Source organism: Alphaproteobacteria bacterium (genome assembly GCA_041396705.1).
Taxonomy (GTDB): Bacteria; Pseudomonadota; Alphaproteobacteria; order CALKHQ01; family CALKHQ01; genus CALKHQ01.
In genome coordinates, this window is record JAWKYB010000003.1 from 296,729 (window position 1) to 311,825 (window position 15,097).

Sequence of the window (15,097 nt, forward strand, 5' to 3'; positions counted from 1 at the left end):
GACGCTGCCTGAGGGCGCCGGCGGCACCGTGACGCTGACGCTGGCCGCCCGCGACGCGGACGGCCCGGTCAGCGCCGGCAGCGTCACGGTCGACATCGACGCCGCGCTGGCGGCGCGCACGGCGGAGCAGGCGGAACCGGACCCCTATGCCGCCTATGGGCAGCAGCAGGGTCAGCAGCAGGGTCAGCAGCAGGGTCAGCAACAGGACTACAGCAACGCATACGGCCAGACTCCGCAGCCGGACGAGGCGGAGCAGGGGCCGGCCTCCATCGCCGTCGACCTGACCCAGGGCCTGCCGATCTGGTTCGCCTTCGGCACCGACCACCTGGGCCGCGACATCCTCTCGCGCATCATCCACGGCTCGCGCACCGTGCTGATCTACGCGCCGCTCGCCACCTTCTGCGCCTATGTCGTCGGCATCCTGCTCGGCCTCGCCGCCGGCTATTATCGCGGCTTCATGGACACGGCGCTCAGCTTCGTCGCCAACGTCATCCTCGCCTTCCCGGTGCTGGTCCTCTACATCATCACCATCAGCCTGATCGGCGCCTCCGGCATCAACATCGTCATCGCCGTCACCTTCGCCAGCGCGCCCGGCATCATGCGCATCGTGCGCGGGCTGACCCTCGACCTGCGCAACCGCGAATACATCGCCGCCGCCCAGACCCGGGGCGAAAGCGCCTGGTACATCATGCTGGTCGAGCTGCTGCCGAACGCACGCGGCCCGCTGATCGTCGATGCCTGCCTGCGGCTCGGCTATGTCACCATCACCATCGGCGTGCTCGGCTTCCTCGGCCTCGGCCTGCCGCCGCCGGACCCGGACTGGGGGGGCATGGTCAATGCCGCCCGCGAGAACGGCGCGCTCAGCAACATGCACACCGCGCTGTTCCCGTGCCTGGCCATCTCCTCGCTGGTGCTCGGCCTCAACCTGCTGGCCGACGGCCTGCGTGAAGTCTCGTTGAAGGATTGAGCGGAATGGCCGAACGGACGGGACCGCCGCTGCTGGAGATCGAGAATCTCTGCATCTCCTATTTCACCCGGGCCGGAGAGATCCCGGCGGTGATCGACTTCAGCCTGACGCTGGACGCCGGCGAGGCCGTCGGTCTGGTCGGCGAGTCCGGCTGCGGCAAGTCGACCGTGGCGATGGCGGTGATGCGCTATCTCGGCAAGGCCGGCCGCATCGTCGGCGGGTCGCTGCGCTTCAAGGGCCGCGACATGCTGGCGATGTCGGAGGAAGAGCTGCGCCAGCTGCGCGGGGCCGAGATCGCGATGGTCTATCAGGAGCCGATGGCGAGCCTGAACCCATCGATGAAGATCGGCGAACAGCTTGTTGAAGTACCGATCTTTCACGAGCGGATCGGACGGGCGGAAGCGCGGGATCGCGCGCGCCGCATGCTGGCCGACGTGCGCCTGCCCGACCCCGACCGGGTGATGGATGCCTATCCGCACCAGATCTCCGGCGGCCAGCAGCAACGCGTGGTGATCGCGATGGCGCTGCTGTCCAACCCGTCGCTGCTGCTGCTCGACGAGCCGACCACCGCGCTCGACGTCACGGTCGAGGCCGGCATCGTCGAGCTGATCGCCGAGATCAGCGAGCGCTTCGGCACCGGCATGCTCTACATCTCGCACAACCTGGGCCTGATCCGGGAGACCTGCGACCGGCTGTGCGTGATGTACTCCGGCCAGGCGGTGGAAACCGGCAGCATCGGCGCCGTGTTCGACCGCTCGCTGCACCCCTATACCCGCGGCCTGTTCCGCTGCATCGCGCTGCCCAGCGCCGACCGCTTCGCCCGTCCGCTGACCCCGATCCGGGGCAACCTGCCGCTGCCGCACCAGCGGCCGCCGGGCTGCTTCTTCGGGCCGCGTTGCGACCACTTCGAGGCCGGCCGCTGCGATGCCCGGCCAATCGACATGGAGCGCGCCGGCGGCAGCCACGCCGTGCGCTGCCTGCGCTGGCAGGAGATCGACTGGACTGCCGGCCAGGGCGAGGCGGTGGCGTTCGAGCCGGTCGACCCGGGCCCGCCGGTGCTGCAGGTGCAGGCGCTGAGCAAGCACTATGCGGTCGGCGAGGCCGGCATGGCCGCGGTGGTTGGCGGCGGCGCCGTGCGCACGATCAAGGCGAACGAGGACCTGACCTTCACCGCCCACCAGGGCGAGACGGTCGCGATCGTGGGCGAGTCCGGCTGTGGCAAGTCGACCTTCGCCAAGGTGCTGACCGGGCTGGAGACCGCGACCGACGGCAAGCTGGTGTTCATGGGCGAGGACATCGCGCAGACCGAAGTGCAGAACCGCTCCTCGCAGCAGATCAGCGATCTGCAGATGGTGTTCCAGAACCCGTTCGACACGCTGAACCCGAGCCAGACAGTCGGCGCCCAGATCGCCCGGGTGATCCGCAAATTCGGCATCGAGCGGGATCCCGGCAAGGTGCGCGGCCGCATGCTCGACCTGCTCGACCTGGTCAAGCTGCCGCGCGACTTCGCCCGGCGCCGGCCGCGCCAGCTCAGCGGCGGCCAGAAGCAGCGCGTCGGTATCGCGCGGGCATTTGCCGGCGAGCCGAAGACGGTGATCGCCGACGAGCCGGTCTCGGCCCTCGACGTCTCGGTCGCGGCCGCGGTGACCGGGCTGCTGCTCGACCTGCAGCGGCGCAACCGGACCACGCTGCTGTTCATCAGCCACGATCTCGGCGTCGTCCGCTACCTGGCCGACCGCATCGTGGTGATGTACCTGGGCCGGATCATGGAGCAGGGTGCGGCGCAGCAGATCTTCGAGCCGCCCTACCACCCCTATACCGAGGCGCTGCTGGCCGCCGCGCCGGTGGCCGATACCCACGTCGACAAGCGCCGCATCATCCTCGAGGGCGCGCTGCCCAGCCCGCTGGATCCGCCGAAGGGCTGCCCGTTCGCCAGCCGCTGCCCGCGCAAGATCGGCGCCGTCTGCGATACCACGCCGCCGCCGGTGCAGGAGGCGGCGGCAGGGCATCGGATCGCCTGCCACATCCCGTTGGACGACCTGCGCGCGGTGGCGCCGGTCTTCACCGTCGCCGGCGAGCCGGACCTGGCGGCGGAATAGCCCGCCGGCCGTTCACGCGTAGGGCGTTCCGTCCTTGCGCCGGAAGGTGCCGCCGGCGTTGCGCTGCGGCAGGTCCAGATCGATGTCGGAATAATGGGCGTCGTCGTCGGCCTTGCGGCTGCCGATGTCCAGGAAGACGACCGGCTGGTCGGTGCGGTTGACCAGATGGTGCCCGTTGGCCTCGCCCGCCTTGAATCCGGCGCACATGCCCGGCGCCAACGGCGTCTCGCCGTCGTTGGTCACCAGCGTCGGTGTGCCCGACAGGACATAGACGAACTCGTCCTCCTGCGTGTGCCAGTGCCGCTGCGACGACCAGGTCGCCGGCGGCAGCGTCACCAGGTTGACGCCGAAGTCGTTGAGGCCGAACTCGTCGCCCAGCTTCGCCTTCGCCTTGCCCAGGCAGGGCTGGTCGAACGGCGCCGGATAGCCGGCGCCGAGCCGCACCGCCACATCGGCCGCCGCAATCGCGATTTTCTTCGTCATGTCAGTCCATTCCCCCGATTTTCTCGTGTGTTTTTCCGGCCGCGGGCGCGGCCGACCGGCCGGGCGCGTCGCGGCGGAGGCCGGCGCCCGGGCCGCCGCACGGTTCTAATGTGCGCGCCGGCACCGGGCATGCAACAATGGCGATCGATGCCGGCGCACGCGCCCGTCCCCGGCCGGCAGACAGGGAGAATGGAATGAGGACCCGGCTTCGCCTTTCCCTCGCCGCGCTCGGCTGCGCCGCCGCGCTCGCGCTGCCGGTCGCATCGGCCGCCGCGTTCTGCGGATTCTACGTGGCGCAGGCCGGCACCAGCCTGTTCAACCAGGCCTCCAAGGTGGTGCTGGTCCGCGACGGCGACCGCACCACGATCACCATGGCCAACGACTATCAGGGCGAGCTGACCGAGTTCGCGATCGTCATCCCGGTGCCGTCCGTGCTGGACCGCGACCAGATCGACGTCGCCGAGCCGGCGGTGATCGATCATCTCGACGCCTATACCGCGCCGCGGCTGGTCGAGTATCACGACTTCGATCCCTGCAACATCCCGATGCCCACCGCCGCGCCGCTGCTCACCGACTCCGCGCCGCAGCCGGAACTGCGCGCCAACTCGCTGGGCGTGACCATCGAGGCGCAATACACCGTCGGCGAGTACGACATCCTGATCCTGTCGGCCGACGAGAGCGCGGGCCTGCAGCTCTGGCTGTCGGCCAACGGCTACCAGGTGCCGCAGCGGGCCGAGCCGGTGCTGCGCCGCTATCTGGAGGCCGGCATGAAGTTCTTCGTCGCCCGGGTCAACCTGAAGCAGCAGACCAGCCTCGGCTTCAGCTACCTGCGCCCGCTGCAGATCTCGTTCCGCTCGCCGGCCTTCATGCTGCCGATCCACCTGGGCATGATCAACGCAGCCGGCCCGCAGGAGCTGTTCGTGTTCGCGCTCAGCCGGCGCGGCCGGGTCGAGACCGCGAACTACCCGGTGCACGAGTTGCCGGCGGGAGTGGGCGTGCCGCTCTACATCGAGGACGAGTTCGCCGACTTCTACAAGGCCCTGTTCGACCTGCAGGTCGAGAATGCCGACATGCGTGCGGTGTTCCTGGAATATGCGTGGGACATGAGCTGGTGCGACCCCTGCGCCGCCGATCCGCTCTCCGACGCGGAGCTGGCCGCGCTCGGCGTCGACTGGCTGGCCGGCGGCGACGGTGCCGCGCCGGACGTCCACGTCACCCGCCTGCATCTGCGTTACACCGCCGAGGCGTTCCCCGAGGACCTGATGTTCCGCGAGACCGACAACCGCGAGAACTTCCAGGGCCGCTATATCCTGAACCATCCCTGGTCGGGCGAGGCGACCTGCCCCGAGGCCGAGGCCTATCTCGACAACCTGCCGGACCGCTTCCGCGACGAGGCCGAGAATCTGACCCGCCTGACCGGGTGGGACTTCGATACCATCCGCCAGCGGATGGCACAGACCGGCCAGGCGTTCTGAGCCGCGCACATTTTCCTGGGGAGGAATCATGAAACGATCCGAGATCAATGCGATCCTGGCCGAGGCCGAGGATTTCCTGCGCGAGCAGCGCTTCTTCCTGCCGCCGTTCGCCGCCTGGGGTCCGGACGACTGGGCCGGCATGGGCGAGGAAGCGCGCGAGATCGTCGACAACCAGCTCGGCTGGGACATCACCGACTTCGGCACCGGCGACTTCGGTCAATGCGGCCTCGCCCTGTTCACGCTGCGCAACGGCTCGGTGGCCAACGTCAAGTCCGGCACCGGCAAGACCTATTGCGAGAAGATCGCGGTGATGCGCCAGGACCAGCGCTGCCCGATGCACCACCACTTCGTGAAGGTCGAGGACATCATCAACCGCGGCACCGCCCCGCTGGCGATCACGCTGCAGGAGGCGGACGGCGACGGCCGGCCCAGCGACCAGCCGGTAACGGTCAGCATGGACGGAGTCCGCCGCACGGTGAAGGCGGGCGACACGGTGGTGCTGCGCGCCGGCGAGAGCATCACGCTGCTTCCGGGCTGCTACCACGCGCTGTGGGCGCCGGAAGGGGAGGTGATGTTCGGCGAGGTGTCGGTGGTCAACGACGACCACGCCGACAATCGGTTCCTGCAGCCGGTCGGCCGGTTCCCGGAGATCGACGAGGACGAGGCGCCGCGCCGCCTGCTGGTGCAGGACTACGGGCGCTACTGGCGGGCGTGACCGGTCCCGGCGGGTCGCGGGTACGCCGGGCCCGCCCCGACGAGGCCGCAGCCCTGACCGCGCTGGCGCGGGCGTCGAAGGCGGTGTGGGGCTATCCAGCCGCCATGCTGGCCCGCTTCGCTGCCGAGCTGACGATCACGCCGGCCGCCATCCGCGACCTGCCGGTGTTCGTCGTCGCCGGAGACGACGACCGTCCGCTCGCCGTCGGCGCGATCGGCGAGGCCGACGGCACGGCCGAGATCGCCTTCATGTTCGTTGCCCCCGGCGCGCTGCGCCGCGGTTTCGGCAGGCTGCTGTTCGCGCGACTGGCGGCCGAAGCGCGCCAGCGCGGATACCTCAGGCTGGCGATCCAGGCCGACCCCCACGCGGTCGGCTTCTACGAAAGGATGGGCGCGGTCCGGATCGGCGAATCCGAGTCGGCCTCGATTGCGGGCCGGATGCTGCCGGTCTTGGCCTACGCGCTCTGAACCGGGCGGCGGCCACGCCGGCGCCTCCCGGCTGCCGGAATGTTCCGCGCCGGAGCCATGGAAATGCCGCGCGACGGTGCGATCATTCGCACAATGCGCCGGCCTGCCCGGCCAGAGACACTCTCACATTTCCGGAGATTCCCATGCGAAACCTGACGAAGGCGGCGCTGCCGCTCGCCCTGATCCTGTGCGCCCAGGCCGCCCAGGCCGCCTTGCCGCCGGAACACCAGCGCGCCCGTGAACTGGATGCCATCATCAACAGCATGGACGTGCTCGACCAGCTGCAACACCAACCGATCGACAGCATCGAGTATGTCGGTACCGATCTCTATCGGGTCGCTGCCGGCTCCTGCTCGGTCGAGGTGCGGATCGTCGACCGGCCGGCCGACGAGCAGATCGTCGGTCCGCGCGTTTTCGACATCGAGATCGAAGAAGGCGTCTGCGAGTAGGCGGGGGCCGCCCTACGCGCCGCCGCCGAGCCAGAGCCGTACCAGGTTGGCACGGGCGTTCTCGATGCGCAGGCGCGCATCGGTGCGACCGCACGACTCGTCGAGCAGGGATAACGCGGCGTCGAGGTCGCCGAGGACCTCGCGCCGCTCGGCGCTCGGCGTCAGGCTCTCGACCCAGCCGACGGCGACCAGCCGAGTGCCCCTGGTCACCGGCGCCACCGAGTGGACGTAGCGGGCCGGATAGAGCAGCAGGTCGCCGGCGGCGTGCTTGTGGCTCTCCCAGCCCGCGTTCGATTCGACGATCAGTTCGCCGCGGTCGTAGTCCAGAGGGTCGCTGAGAAACAGCGTGAAGCCGAGGTCGACGCGGTGCGCATCGGCGCTCGCCGCGACGACGTGGCGGCCCTGGCCCATGCCGCCCGTGTGCCGGCTGATCGTCAGTCGCAGGATCCGGCGGGGAAGGGCGGCCCGGAAGAAGCCGGCATGGCCCATCAGGGCGCTCGCGATCCGGCGCTCGGCCGCGTCGCCGGCGCCATGCAACCCGCAACCGCATGTCGCTTCGCTGCCGCGGTTCGGCGCGGCGACGGCGCAGCGGACGGCGGCAAGGGCGTCGGCATCGAGCACGGATCGGAGCAGGGTGGTCATGGTTCTGGTCTATCGCGAATGCGAATTATTTGCAATCAAGGACGCGAGGCGCTAACTAGCACTTGCCGGCGCGACCCGACGGTTGGCCGCAGGCGGCTTTCCCCACGGCGGGCCGGCGCCGATGCGGCGTCCCGGCGGATGCCGGCGCGGCGACGGCGTCAGTGGAAGTCGCGGGACGGGAACAGCAGTCGCGCCTGGTCGCGGGGATGGGCCGGGCGCGGTGTGGCGCGGGGGATGGCAGGCGTGCCGTCTCCCGCGCCGGTCGGCGCCAGGCGGGCAGCCGGCCGTCCCGCCCTGCCGCCGCGCGGATCGGCCGGATTCGGCCGGCGCACCTCGTCGGCGCGATCGAGCGGGACCGGCACCGGCGCCCGCAGTTCCGACAGCCGGTCCAGCGATGGCGACAGGTCCTCCAGCCGCGACGAGATGATGTGGATCACGCTGTCCTCGCGCTGCATGCGGCCGCGCACCAGCAGCAGCCGGCTGCGCATCACCGTCTTGCGGTAGCGGGTGAAGGCGTCGGGCCAGACGATGACGTTCGCCCAGCCGGTCTCGTCCTCGATGGTGATGAAGATGACGCCGCTGGCTGTGCCGGGCCGCTGGCGCACCAGCACCAGCCCGGCGACGGTGACCCAGCGGCCGTCGTCGACGTGCAGCAGCTCGGCATTGGGCGTCACCCCGGCCGCGGCCATCTCGCCGCGCAGCAACTTCAGCGGATGGTCGCGCAGGGTCATCCTCAGCGCGGTGTAGTCCTCAACCACCTCCTCGCCCAGCGGCATCTCCGGCAGCGGCGTCGCCGGTTCCGCCCCGCGCTCCGGCGCCTCGGCATGGGCGAACAGCGGCAGCGGCGCCTCCCTGGCCTGGCCGAGCCCGCGCACGGCCCACAGCGCCTGCCGTCGCGAGAGCCCCATCGAGCGACAGGCGTCGGCACGGGCGAGGATGGCCAGGCTGCGCGGCTGCAGGGCGGCACGCCGCCACAGCGCCGCCGGGTCCGGATAGCCGTTGCCGCGGACGGCGACCAGGCGCTCCACCTCGTCCTCGCGCAGCCCCTTGATCTGGCGCAGCCCGATCCGCAGCGCCATCGCGCCGCCGGCGCCGTGCTCCAGCGTGTAGTCCCAGCGCGACATGTTGACGTCGGCCGGCAGCACCTCGACGCCGTGGTTGGCGGCATCGCGCACGATCTGGGCCGGGGCGTAGAAACCCATCGGCTGGCTGTTCAGCAGCGCGCAGGCGAAGGCGGCCGGGTAGTAGCATTTCAGCCACGACGACACATAGGCGAGCAGGGCGAAGCTGGCCGCGTGGCTCTCCGGGAAGCCGTACTCGCCGAAGCCCTCGATCTGGCGGAAGCAACGCTCGGCGAAATCGGCGTCGTAGCCGTTGGCGATCATGCCTTCGGTCATCTTGCGGTAGAAGTGGTGGATGGTGCCGGTCTTGCGGAAGGTGGCCATCGCGCGCCGCAGCTGGTCGGCCTCCTCCGGCGTGAAGCCGGCGCCGACGATGGCGATCTTCATCGCCTGCTCCTGGAACAGCGGCACGCCCAGCGTCTTGCCCAGCACCGCCTCCAGCGCCGCCGAGGGGTAGGTCACCGTCTCCTCGCCGTTGCGGCGGCGCAGATAGGGGTGGACCATGTCGCCCTGGATCGGCCCGGGCCGGATGATCGCCACCTCGATCACCAGGTCGTAGAAGGTGCGCGGCTTCATCCGCGGCAGGAAGTTCATCTGCGCCCGGCTTTCGACCTGGAACACGCCGATGCTGTCGCCCGCGCACAGCATGTCGTAGACGCGGGGGTCCTCGGTCGGCACCGCGGCGATGTCCGGGATGGCGACGCCGTGGTGGTCGGCGAGCAGGGCGAAGCCCTTGCGCAGGCAGGTCAGCATGCCCAGCGCCAGCACGTCGACCTTGAGGATGCCGAGCGCGTCGATGTCGTCCTTGTCCCACTCGACGACGGTGCGGTCGTCCATCGCCGCATTCTCGATCGGCACGATGTCGTCGAGCCGGTCGCGGGCGATGATGAAGCCGCCGACATGCTGGCTGAGATGGCGGGGGAAGCCGATCAGCTGGCCGGTCAGCTCCAGGGTCATCGCCACCCGCGGCGCGCCGGGGTCGAGGCCGGCCTCGCGCACCCGCTCCTCCTCGACCCCCTCCGAGCTCCAGCCCCAGATCTGGCCGGCCAGCGCCGAGACCGCATCCTCGGAAAGCCCCATCGCCTTGCCGATCTCGCGCACCGCGCTGCGCGCGCGATAGCTGATCACGGTGGCGGTCAGCCCGGCGCGGTGGCGGCCGTATTTGGCGTAGATGTACTGGATCACCTCCTCGCGCCGCTCGTGCTCGAAGTCGACGTCGATGTCCGGCGGCTCGTTGCGGGCGGCGGAGATGAAGCGTTCGAACAGCAGGTCGACCGCGGTCGGGTCGACCGCGGTGATGCCGAGGCAGTAGCACACCGCCGAGTTGGCGGCGGAGCCGCGGCCCTGGCACAGGATGTTCTGTTCGCGGGCGAAGCGGACGATGTCGTAGACGGTCAGGAAATAGGCGGCGTAGTTGAGCTGGCCGATCAGCGCCAGCTCGTGGTCGAGCTGGGCGCGCACCTTGTCGGGCACGCCGCGCGGGAAGCGCCAGGCGGCGCCCTGCGCGGTCAGCGCCTCCAGCGCCGCCTGCGGGGTGGGATGGCCGGCCATCACCTCGTGCGGGTATTCGTAGCGCAGCTCGTCCAGGCTGAACCGGCAGCGCCCGGCCAGCGCGCAGGCGTTGGCCAGGGCCTCGGGGTAGCGCGCAAACAGGTCGGCCATCGCCTCGCCGGCCTTCAGGTAGCGCTCGGCATTGGCCTCCAGCCGCCAGCCGGCGTCGTCGACGGTGCATTTCTCGCGGATGCAGGTCAGCGCATCGGCCAGCGCCTTGCGCTCGGGCCGGTGGTAGAGCACGTCGTTGGTGGCGACCAGCGGCACGTCGAGCGCGTCGGCCAGCGCCGCCATGCGCGCCAGCCGGCCGGCGTCGCGGCCCGTCATGTGCGCCTGGGCGGCGAGGTGGCAGCGGCGGCCGAAGGCGCGGGCGAGTCCGGCGGCATGGTCGCGCCAGGCCGCGTCCACCGCTTCCGGCAGCAGCAGCACGATCTCCAGCCCCTCGCCGTGCTCGGCCAGGTCGGTCGGCGTCAGGTGGCATTCGCCCTTCGGCGCGCGGCGGCGGCCCAGCGTGATCAGGCGCGATAGCCGGGCATAGGCCGACTTGTCGGTGGGGTAGGCGAGCACGGCATTGCCGCAGGTGAAGTCCAGCCGCGCGCCGACCACCAGCCGGATGCCGGCCGCCTTGGCCGCCGTGTGCATGCGCACCGCGCCGGCCAGCGTGTTGCGGTCGGTGACGGCGATCGCCGCCAGCCCCAGCGCCGCCGCGGTCTCCACCAGCTCATGCGCGTGCGACGCCCCGCGCAGGAAGGTGAAGTTGGTGGTGACCTGCAGCTCGGCATAGGCGGTCATGGTCGTCTTCCGGCCAACGGGGAACAGCCTGCGGCGCTGCGGGGATGCGCAGCCGGGATGGAGCGGCGCGAAATCCGCGTCATCCCCGTAAGCGCTCTCCGTTCCCGGATTGCGCTGCGCTCCATCCGGGCTGCGGCGCCGGGCGGCCTAGTCGAAGACGCCGTGGACATACCAGCGGGTCTCCGGCGCGGTCGGCGAGGGGGCGCGGGCGAGCCAGAGCCGGCGGCCGTCGGCGAGCTCGACCCGGTAGTAGTCGCGCACGGCGTCCTCGCCCGGCTCCAGCGGCGCGCGCCACCACTCGGGCACGATCCGTTCCGGCCCCTCGGCACGGACCACCGCCAGGCTCTGCCGGCGCCAGGACAGGCGGACCGGCGGGTCGGCCGGGCTCGGCGCCAGCGCCGCGACGGGCTCGGGCCGGCGCAGCAGGCGGAGCGGGCGCGAGGCGCGCAGGGCCGCCATCGCCGGCCAGGCGCTCGGCCGTGCCGGGATCGCCGCCGCCGGCCGGCGCGCGGCCGCCCGCTCGGGCCAGTGGCTCTCGCGCGGCACCCAGCGGAACACGCGCTCCCCGCCCAGCCGGTTGGCCAGCCGGTCGACCAGCGCCTCCACCGCGGGGTCGAAGCCGGCGCGCGCGCCGGCCAGCAGGGCCGGGCCGAGGCTGCCGCCGAGCCCCGCCTGCCGCACCACGAAGGGTTCCACCGCCAGCGCCGACAGGCGCAGGGCGTCCAGCCCGAAGCCGGGGTCGATCCGCTCCAGCCGGTCGCGGAACAGCCGCATCCAGTGGGCCGGGTCGCGGGTCGGCCGGCCGGCGCCGACCCGGACCGCGGAGACGTGGCCGTCGACGCCGTAGGCCTGGAACAGCAGCTGGCGTGCGCCGAGCCCGGCTCGCTCCAGCTTGCGGGCGAGACCGGCGAGCAGGTGTTCGAGCCCGCCGGCGATCGCCTCGGCATGGCCGATCGGCTCGGCCAGCGCCAGCCGCACGCTGTGCGCCGGTGCGGGCAGGGCCGGCGAGACCGGCTCGTCGAGCCGGCCCAGCGCCTGGTCGAGCCGGCGCAGCAGCAGGCCCTCGAAGCGATGCGCCAGCGCGGCGCGCGGCACGGCCGCCAGTTCGCCGATCCGGCGCAGGCCGAGCCGGGCGAGATCGGCGGCCTGCTCCGGCGCCAGCCGCAGCGCCGCCACCGGCAGCGGTGCCAGCGCCGCGCCGGGATCGTCCTGCGCGCCGAGGCAGAAGGGCTGGCCGGCCGGATCGCCATAGCGGGCGAGCGCCCAGGCCGCGCCCGGCGTCGCCGCCAGCGCGGCGCGCGCCGTGAAGCCGAGATCGGCCAGCGCCGCCAGCAGCCGGCGCAGCAGTACCCGGTCGCCGCCGAACAGGTGGCCGCAGCCGGTGACGTCGAGCCAGATCCCGGCCGCGCCGCCGGGCTCGGCCCCGCCGTCGGCGACCAGCGGGGTGAAGCGCGAGCACCAGCGGACGAGCCGGCGGCGGGCGCGCGCCTCCAGCACCGGGTCGGCCTGACGGACCGCCAGCCCCGGCTCCACCGCGCGGGCGTCGCTCAGGCTCATCCCCGGCACCACGCCCTCGGCCAGCGCCCGCGCATCGGCCGCATGGACCAGCCGCCGGTTGCCCCGGTCGGCGACCAGAACCAGCGGCGCCGCAGGGTGGGACGCCGCGCCGGCGCCGCCATCCGCGCGCGCGGCCGGTTTGGCGGGCGGATGGGTGGCGGCGGAGCCCACACGAGCCGTCGGATGGGCCGCGGCAGCGGGGGGCGCACGACGCGAATCCCTTCCTCGGGACGGGGGAGGGTGGGGAGGGGGCCCGGCATCGGCGCCGGAAGGCGCCCTCGTCCCGGTCAAGAGGCCGCCTGCCTGCGCGCCGCGCCGGGCGGCACCGGCCTGCGTCACCCCCCCTCCTCGATGCTCCCCCGCGCCGGGGGAGGAGGGATGTCCCGTCTGTGCCTGTTGGACCGCGGCGGCGGTTGAGGCCGGGGGTGCCGGCCGTTCCGCGCCCGGGCCGCGGCCCTCAGCCGGCTGCGGCGCTTCGCAGGGTAGGCCCCCGCCGCTTCTCCCATCCGCAGGGGAGCGCTGCGCCAGCTCCGTCGCGAAGCGGGGCAACCACAGCGAGATCACCCGTCGCATGATCCACCTCCACCGTCCACTGGCGGCAGGCACCGCTGCGGCTGCGGGTCAGCGCCAGCCGCCAGCGCGAACGCCGGCCCATGTCATCGCCCCCACCGTCATCGCCCCCATCGTCGTCGCTCCCGATGCCGGCCCTGGCCCCCTTTTCGGCGTCGAAGCCGGCATCGTCACCGGGGGGAGGGGCCGGCCGCACCCGCCAGCGCGTCACCGCCGCGCTGGCGCCGAGAGCGGAAACCGGCGCCGCGTCATCGTCGTCCGCCGCGGCCATGCCTTGCCGGGATGGGGGCCGGGATGGGGGCCGGGGCGGGGGCGGGCGCAGCAGCAGGGCGATGGCGCCGCCCTGGCCGGCGGCGAGCTGCAGCCGGCGGCTGGCGGTCAGGTCGATGCCGTCGCGCACCCGGAACTCGCCGACCACCGCCGCGACGCCGCGGCAGCGCAGGCATTCCTCCATCGCCCACAGCCGGTCCTCGCGCCGCGGCGCCTCGACCAGGATCAGCCGGTCGATGTCGAGCCCCCGGCCGGCAAGGCCCGGCGCATGCAGCCCCGGCTCGGGCGCGCACCAGAACACGGGCCCGCCGTCGCCCGGCCGGTCGCCGCGGCCGGCCGCCGCCTCGCCGGCGACCAGCCGGCGCAGCAGGTGGACGACGAAGCCCGTGCCGGCGCCCTCGACCGGGCCGACCACCTCGTGCAGGCAGCCGAACTGCAGGCCGCCGCCGGGCAGGCGGCGATCGATCCCGGCCACGCCCAGGCGCAGTGTGCCGCCTCCGTTCGCCGCGGCCTCCGGCCCCTCGATCCGGGCGATGCGCGCGCGCAGCTCGGCCAGGGCGACATGTCTGGGTGCGTTCTCCATATTCCCTTTTTGTTCTATATCGGGTGCTGTCCGCGGTCAATCGCAAGTTTCCGTTATGTTCCACGTGAAACGCCGGCGGATTGCCCCCCGCAGCAAATCCCGGCAGGGTGGCCGCGAATCGCGACCGCACCCACAGACGGCAGACCATGAAGATCGACGGCACCGCCACCCGCACCATCTGGGTCAACGACGACGGCTGGTCCGTCGGCATCATCGACCAGACCCGCCTGCCGCACGCGCTGGTCCGCGAGACCCTCAGCGACCTCGACCAGGCCGCCCACGCCATCCGTGCCATGCTGGTCCGCGGCGCGCCGCTGATCGGCGCCACCGCCGCCTACGGCCTGGCGCTCGCCATGCGGGCGAACGCGTCCGACGCCGCGCTCGCCGGCGCATACGACACGCTGCTCGCCACCCGGCCGACCGCCGTCAACCTGCGCTGGGCGCTGGACGACATGCGCGGCCTGCTGGCCGACACCCCGCCGGACGGCCGCGCGGCCGCCGCCTATCGCCGCGCCGCGGCGATCTGCGACGAGGATGTGGCGATCAACGCCGCGATCGGCGACCACGGGCTCGACCTGATCCGCCAGGCCGCCGCACGCAGGCCGGCCGGCCGGCCGGTCAACGTCCTGACCCACTGCAACGCCGGCTGGCTCGCCACCGTCGACTGGGGCACGGCCACCGCGCCGATCTACAAGGCGCACGACCGCGGCATTCCCGTCCATGTCTGGGTCGACGAGACCCGCCCGCGCAACCAGGGCGCCTCGCTGACCGCCTACGAACTCGGCCATCACGGCGTCGCCCACACCGTGATCGCCGACAACACCGGCGGCCATCTGATGCAGCACGGCATGGTCGACCTGTGCATCGTCGGCACCGACCGCACCACGCGAACCGGCGACGTCTGCAACAAGATCGGCACCTATCTGAAGGCGCTGGCCGCCCGCGACAACGCCGTGCCGTTCTACGTGGCGCTGCCGTCGCCGACCATCGACTGGACCATCCGCGACGGGCTCGCCGAGGTGCCGATCGAGCAGCGGTCCGGCGACGAGGTGGCGCGGATCAGCGGACGCGCCGACGACGGCCGCATCGTCACCGTCCAGGCCTGCCACCGGACGGCAGCCCGGTCGCCAACTATGCCTTCGACGTCACGCCGGCGCCTGGTCACCGGCCTGATCACCGAGCGCGGCATCTGCCCCGCGACCGCGGATGGCCTGGCCGCGCTTTTCCCCGACCGCGCCGCATGATATCCGGGGTCGCGCATGACCCCCACCGATCGCCCGCGATCCGTCGATCGCCACAGAATTGCCCGGAAGCGGCCGATTGCCGCCGCAGCCGTCCCCGTTCGCAGTCCCCGAA

Annotated in this window: 11 protein-coding genes and 1 pseudogene; 7 read left to right on the forward strand and 5 right to left on the reverse strand. The window is 72.3% G+C overall.

The features are described 5' to 3' along the window. Positions 1-313 precede the first annotated feature (313 nt). Both R3F55_04805 and R3F55_04810 read left to right on the forward strand, forming a co-directional pair. Positions 314-967, forward strand: a pseudogene (locus tag R3F55_04805) (ABC transporter permease). A 5-nt stretch (positions 968-972) separates the two neighbouring features. Further along, entirely contained in the window at positions 973-3,066 is a 2,094-nt protein-coding gene (locus R3F55_04810; protein MEZ5666749.1) for an ABC transporter ATP-binding protein, read from the forward strand. 12 nt (positions 3,067-3,078) lie between these two features. Here R3F55_04810 and R3F55_04815 read toward each other — a convergent pair whose 3' ends face one another. Then, positions 3,079-3,549, reverse strand: coding sequence for a cupin domain-containing protein (locus tag R3F55_04815; GenBank protein MEZ5666750.1), 471 nt, complete (start codon positions 3,547-3,549; stop codon positions 3,079-3,081). A 194-nt stretch (positions 3,550-3,743) separates the two neighbouring features. Here R3F55_04815 and R3F55_04820 point away from each other — a divergent pair, with 194 nt between their 5' ends. The 4 genes from R3F55_04820 (at position 3,744) to R3F55_04835 (ending at position 6,655) form a co-directional block, all read left to right on the forward strand. Then, positions 3,744-5,024: a DUF2330 domain-containing protein gene (locus R3F55_04820; GenBank protein ID MEZ5666751.1), complete on the forward strand. Its 1,281-nt coding sequence runs from the start codon at positions 3,744-3,746 to the stop codon at positions 5,022-5,024. A 28-nt stretch (positions 5,025-5,052) separates the two neighbouring features. After that, the gene (locus R3F55_04825; protein ID MEZ5666752.1) at positions 5,053-5,739 is read left to right on the forward strand and encodes a D-lyxose/D-mannose family sugar isomerase; all 687 of its coding nucleotides are present in this window, start codon (positions 5,053-5,055) and stop codon (positions 5,737-5,739) included. Beyond that, positions 5,736-6,206, forward strand: a complete 471-nt coding sequence (locus tag R3F55_04830) for a GNAT family N-acetyltransferase (GenBank protein MEZ5666753.1) — start codon at positions 5,736-5,738, stop codon at positions 6,204-6,206. Before R3F55_04825 ends, R3F55_04830 begins: the two co-directional genes overlap by 4 nt. Positions 6,207-6,349: 143 nt before the next feature. Further along, positions 6,350-6,655 carry a hypothetical protein gene (locus R3F55_04835; GenBank protein MEZ5666754.1) on the forward strand — a complete coding sequence of 102 codons (306 nt, stop codon included), beginning with the start codon at positions 6,350-6,352 and terminating at the stop codon, positions 6,653-6,655. Positions 6,656-6,667: 12 nt separating this feature from the next. On the opposite strand, the gene R3F55_04840 is transcribed toward R3F55_04835, so the two are convergent. The 4 genes from R3F55_04840 to R3F55_04855 all read right to left on the reverse strand — a co-directional run bounded on the left by R3F55_04840 (position 6,668) and on the right by R3F55_04855 (position 13,741). Then, the gene (locus R3F55_04840) at positions 6,668-7,276 is read right to left on the reverse strand and encodes a Fe2+-dependent dioxygenase (protein MEZ5666755.1); all 609 of its coding nucleotides are present in this window, start codon (positions 7,274-7,276) and stop codon (positions 6,668-6,670) included. Positions 7,277-7,455: 179 nt separating this feature from the next. Continuing rightward, entirely contained in the window at positions 7,456-10,761 is a 3,306-nt protein-coding gene (locus R3F55_04845; protein ID MEZ5666756.1) for an error-prone DNA polymerase, read from the reverse strand. Between the two features lie 147 nt (positions 10,762-10,908). After that, positions 10,909-12,489 (reverse strand): DNA polymerase Y family protein, encoded by a 1,581-nt coding sequence (locus R3F55_04850; protein MEZ5666757.1) that lies wholly within the window; start codon positions 12,487-12,489, stop codon positions 10,909-10,911. A 286-nt stretch (positions 12,490-12,775) separates the two neighbouring features. After that, positions 12,776-13,741 carry a hypothetical protein gene (locus R3F55_04855; GenBank protein MEZ5666758.1) on the reverse strand — a complete coding sequence of 322 codons (966 nt, stop codon included), beginning with the start codon at positions 13,739-13,741 and terminating at the stop codon, positions 12,776-12,778. Positions 13,742-13,887: 146 nt separating this feature from the next. On the opposite strand from R3F55_04855, the gene mtnA reads away from it, so the two are divergent. Then, positions 13,888-14,985, forward strand: coding sequence for an S-methyl-5-thioribose-1-phosphate isomerase (gene mtnA / locus R3F55_04860; GenBank protein ID MEZ5666759.1), 1,098 nt, complete (start codon positions 13,888-13,890; stop codon positions 14,983-14,985). Positions 14,986-15,097 lie beyond the last annotated feature (112 nt).

Excerpts from the sequence above, each read along its gene's own strand:
- R3F55_04810 (MEZ5666749.1), top strand. The coding sequence starts at position 973 with ATGGCCGAACGGACGGGACCGCCGCTGCTGGAGATCGAGAATCTCTGC.
- R3F55_04815 (MEZ5666750.1), bottom strand. The coding sequence starts at position 3,549 with ATGACGAAGAAAATCGCGATTGCGGCGGCCGATGTGGCGGTGCGGCTC.
- R3F55_04820 (MEZ5666751.1), top strand. The coding sequence starts at position 3,744 with ATGAGGACCCGGCTTCGCCTTTCCCTCGCCGCGCTCGGCTGCGCCGCC.
- R3F55_04825 (MEZ5666752.1), top strand. The coding sequence starts at position 5,053 with ATGAAACGATCCGAGATCAATGCGATCCTGGCCGAGGCCGAGGATTTC.
- R3F55_04835 (MEZ5666754.1), top strand. The coding sequence starts at position 6,350 with ATGCGAAACCTGACGAAGGCGGCGCTGCCGCTCGCCCTGATCCTGTGC.
- R3F55_04845 (MEZ5666756.1), bottom strand. The coding sequence starts at position 10,761 with ATGACCGCCTATGCCGAGCTGCAGGTCACCACCAACTTCACCTTCCTG.
- R3F55_04855 (MEZ5666758.1), bottom strand. The coding sequence starts at position 13,741 with ATGGAGAACGCACCCAGACATGTCGCCCTGGCCGAGCTGCGCGCGCGC.
- mtnA (MEZ5666759.1), top strand. The coding sequence starts at position 13,888 with ATGAAGATCGACGGCACCGCCACCCGCACCATCTGGGTCAACGACGAC.